Origin of the sequence: Hydrogenophaga sp., from assembly GCF_048549895.1 — a bacterium.
GTDB lineage: Bacteria > Pseudomonadota > Gammaproteobacteria > Burkholderiales > Burkholderiaceae_C > Hydrogenophaga.
The window spans coordinates 1-3,216 of sequence record NZ_JBLYYB010000147.1; the positions used below are offsets into that span (position 1 = coordinate 1).

4 protein-coding genes are annotated in these 3,216 nt (G+C 63.2%); all 4 read left to right on the forward strand.

The window, feature by feature from the left end; genetic code table 11:
- Positions 1-39: 39 nt before the first annotated feature.
- Positions 40-1,047: a serine/threonine protein kinase gene (locus ACN4F8_RS14920; protein ID WP_056272041.1), complete on the forward strand. Its 1,008-nt coding sequence runs from the start codon at positions 40-42 to the stop codon at positions 1,045-1,047.
- The gene (locus ACN4F8_RS14925) at positions 1,044-1,943 is read left to right on the forward strand and encodes a PP2C family protein-serine/threonine phosphatase (protein ID WP_419474285.1); all 900 of its coding nucleotides are present in this window, start codon (positions 1,044-1,046) and stop codon (positions 1,941-1,943) included. Before ACN4F8_RS14920 ends, ACN4F8_RS14925 begins: the two co-directional genes overlap by 4 nt.
- 60 nt (positions 1,944-2,003) lie before the next feature.
- The gene (gene rph / locus ACN4F8_RS14930; protein ID WP_419474287.1) at positions 2,004-2,690 is read left to right on the forward strand and encodes a ribonuclease PH; all 687 of its coding nucleotides are present in this window, start codon (positions 2,004-2,006) and stop codon (positions 2,688-2,690) included.
- The coding region (locus tag ACN4F8_RS14935; protein ID WP_419474286.1) for a non-canonical purine NTP pyrophosphatase at positions 2,687-3,216 on the forward strand (530 nt) is incomplete at its 3' end. The genes rph and ACN4F8_RS14935, both read left to right, overlap by 4 nt.

The following is a 3,216-nucleotide window of genomic DNA, read 5'->3' on the forward strand; positions in this document are numbered from 1 at the left end:
AGTGGTCCAAAACGAGGCGTTCCGGAAACCATCCGAATTATGTCAAAGGTCAAACCCGCTCCGCTTCCGCCGGACACCGTGATCGGTGGTTACCGCATTGTTCGCAAACTGGCAGCAGGAGGTTTTGGCGTTGTGTACCTTGCGGTGGACACCGAAGGTCAACAGGTTGCCGTCAAGGAATACCTCCCCTCATCGCTCGCTTCGCGCGGTCCCGGTGAATTGCTTCCGCAGGTGCAGCCCGAAAAACTCTCGCTCTACCGCCTGGGCTTGAAGAGCTTCTTTGAAGAAGGCCGGGCACTCGCCCAGATTTCACACGCCTCCGTGGTGAGTGTGCTCAATTTCTTCCGCGAGAACGAGACCGTGTACATGGTCATGAACTTCCTCGAAGGCGCATCGCTGCAGGAATTCATCATCACCGCGCGCGAGCAGAAGAAACAGAAGGTGTTTCGCGAGTCGACCATCCGCTCGCTGTACGACGAGGTCCTGCGCGGTCTGCGCATCGTGCACCAGCACAAGATGCTGCACCTGGACATCAAGCCGGCCAACATTTTCGTGACCGACGACAACCGCTCGGTGTTGATCGACTTTGGCGCCGCGCGCGAGGTGCTGAGCAAAGAGGGCAACTTCATTCGCCCGATGTACACGCCCGGCTTTGCCGCGCCCGAGATGTACCGCCGCGACTCCAGCATGGGCCCGTGGACCGACATCTACGCAATCGGCGCCTGCATTTACGCCAGCATGCAGGGTTATCCACCCAATGACGCGCCGCAGCGACTTGAAAAGGACCGTCTGTCGTTGGCGCTGTCCCGCTTGCGCGGCGTCTACTCCGACAACCTGATCGAGGTGGTCGAATGGTGCATGTCGCTGGATCCCTTGTCGCGTCCGCAATCGGTGTTTGCGCTGCAGAAAGAACTCAGCCGCGAAACCGAGCGCAGTTACACCAAGCTCACGGTGGCTGAGAAGATGCGGCTGCAGTTTGACAACATCGTCTCGGACAACAAGAAGGTCATGCGCAAGTCCACCAACGCCGGCACCAAGTTTCGATGAAATTTTCGGTCTATCAGATCAGCCGTCAAGGTGGGCGAGAGCGCAATGAAGACCGCATGGGTTATGCATACACCCGCGAATCCGGGCTGTTCGTGCTTGCCGACGGCATGGGCGGGCACCCCGAAGGTGCCATGGCCGCACAGTTGGCCCTGCAAACCTTCTCGGCGTATTTTCAGAAGGCGGCCAATCCCACGGTGAGGGAGGTGCCCGAGTTTCTGTCCAGCGCGCTGATGGCCGCGCACCACCAGATCATTCGCTACGCAGCCGAAAAAGGCATGCTCGACACGCCACGCACCACGCTGGTGGCGTCCGTCATGGAACGCGGCCACGTGTACTGGGTGCACTGCGGCGACTCGCGCTTGTACGTGGTGCGCAACGGCGAAATGCTGACCCGCACCCGCGACCATTCCTACATGGAGCAGCAGGCCCACCTGGGGCGTGCGACCGAGCACATCAACCGCAACATCCTGTTCACCTGCCTGGGCTCGCCAGCCAAGCCGGTGTTTGACCTGTCGGGCCCGGTGCAACTGATGCAGGGCGACCGCGTGCTGCTGTGCTCCGATGGCCTTTGGGGCACGGTGACCGATGAAGAGATCACCGCCGAGTTGTCCAAGCGCCCGCTGGAGCAGGCGGTGCCCGAGCTGGTGGAGCTGGCGCTCAAGCGCGGCGGCCCGCGCTGCGACAACGTGACCGTGCTCGCCATGGAATGGGAGACGGCCGACGAATTCCAGAGCACCCGCGTGTCCACCGAGGACATCGAAGACGGCGTGTTCGCCTCCACCATCCAGTCGGGCACGCCCGACTCGACCATGGAAGATCTGGACGACGCGGCGATTGAAAAATCGATCGCCGAGATCAACGAAGCGATTCGCCGCACGGCCGAACGCAACACCTGAGGTTTCCCCATGAGCGAAGTTTCCCGACCCGGCCAACGGGCCGTTGATGCATTGCGCCCCGTGCGCATCACCCGCAGCTACACCATGCACGCCGAAGGCTCGGTGCTGATCGAGTTTGGCCACACCAAGGTGCTGTGCACCGCATCGGTTGAAGAGAAGGTGCCGCCGCACAAACGCGGCAGTGGTGAGGGCTGGGTGACGGCCGAGTACGGCATGTTGCCGCGTGCCACGCACACGCGCAGCGACCGTGAGGCTGCCAAGGGCAAACAGAGTGGGCGCACGCAGGAGATTCAGCGCCTGATCGGCCGCTCGCTGCGCGCGGTGTTCGATCTCAAGGCGCTGGGTGAGCGCACCATTTCGCTCGACTGCGACGTGATCCAGGCCGACGGCGGCACGCGCACCGCGAGCATCACCGGCGCTTTTGTGGCGGCGCACGATGCTGTGAGCAAATTGATCGCCGACGGCAAGATTGCCGCGTCGCCTATCAAGGACCACGTGGCTGCGATCTCGGTCGGCATCTTGCAAGGCACGCCGCTGCTCGATCTGGAGTACGTGGAAGACTCGGCCTGCGACACCGACATGAACGTGGTGATGACGGGCGCCGGCCATTTTGTGGAGGTGCAGGGCACGGCCGAGGGCGTGGCCTTCACGCGCCGCGAGATGGACGCGCTGCTGGCGCTGGCTGAAAAGGGCATTGGCGAACTCGTGGCCCTGCAACGCAGCTGCCTGGGCATCACGACGACATGAAACTGGTCCTGGCGTCCAACAACCAAGGCAAGCTTGCCGAGTTGCAGGCGCTGTTTGCGCCGCTGGGCATCGAGCTGGTGCGCCAGGCCGATCTGAACATTCCCGAAGCGCCCGAGCCACACCGAACCTTTGTGGAAAACGCACTGGCCAAGGCGCGCCACGCCGCGCGGCTCAGTGGCCTGCCCGCGCTGGCCGACGATGCCGGTTTGTGCGTCGAAGCCTTCGGTGGGTTGCCCGGTGTCGACACCGCGTACTACGCCACGCAGTTCGGCCACGAGAAGGGTGACGACAACAACGTGATGGCGCTGCTGGAGCAGATGCAGGGCATTCAGGACCGCCGCGCCGCGCTGGTGAGCACGCTGGTGGCCCTGCGCAGCGCCGACGACCCCGAGCCGCTGGTGGCCACGGGCCGCGCGCCAGGTCTCATCACGCAGCAGCCCATCGGCGACAACGGCTTCGGTTTCGATCCGGTGATGTTCCTGCCCGCGTTTGGCAAGACCTTCGCGCAATTGCCCACCGAGGTGAA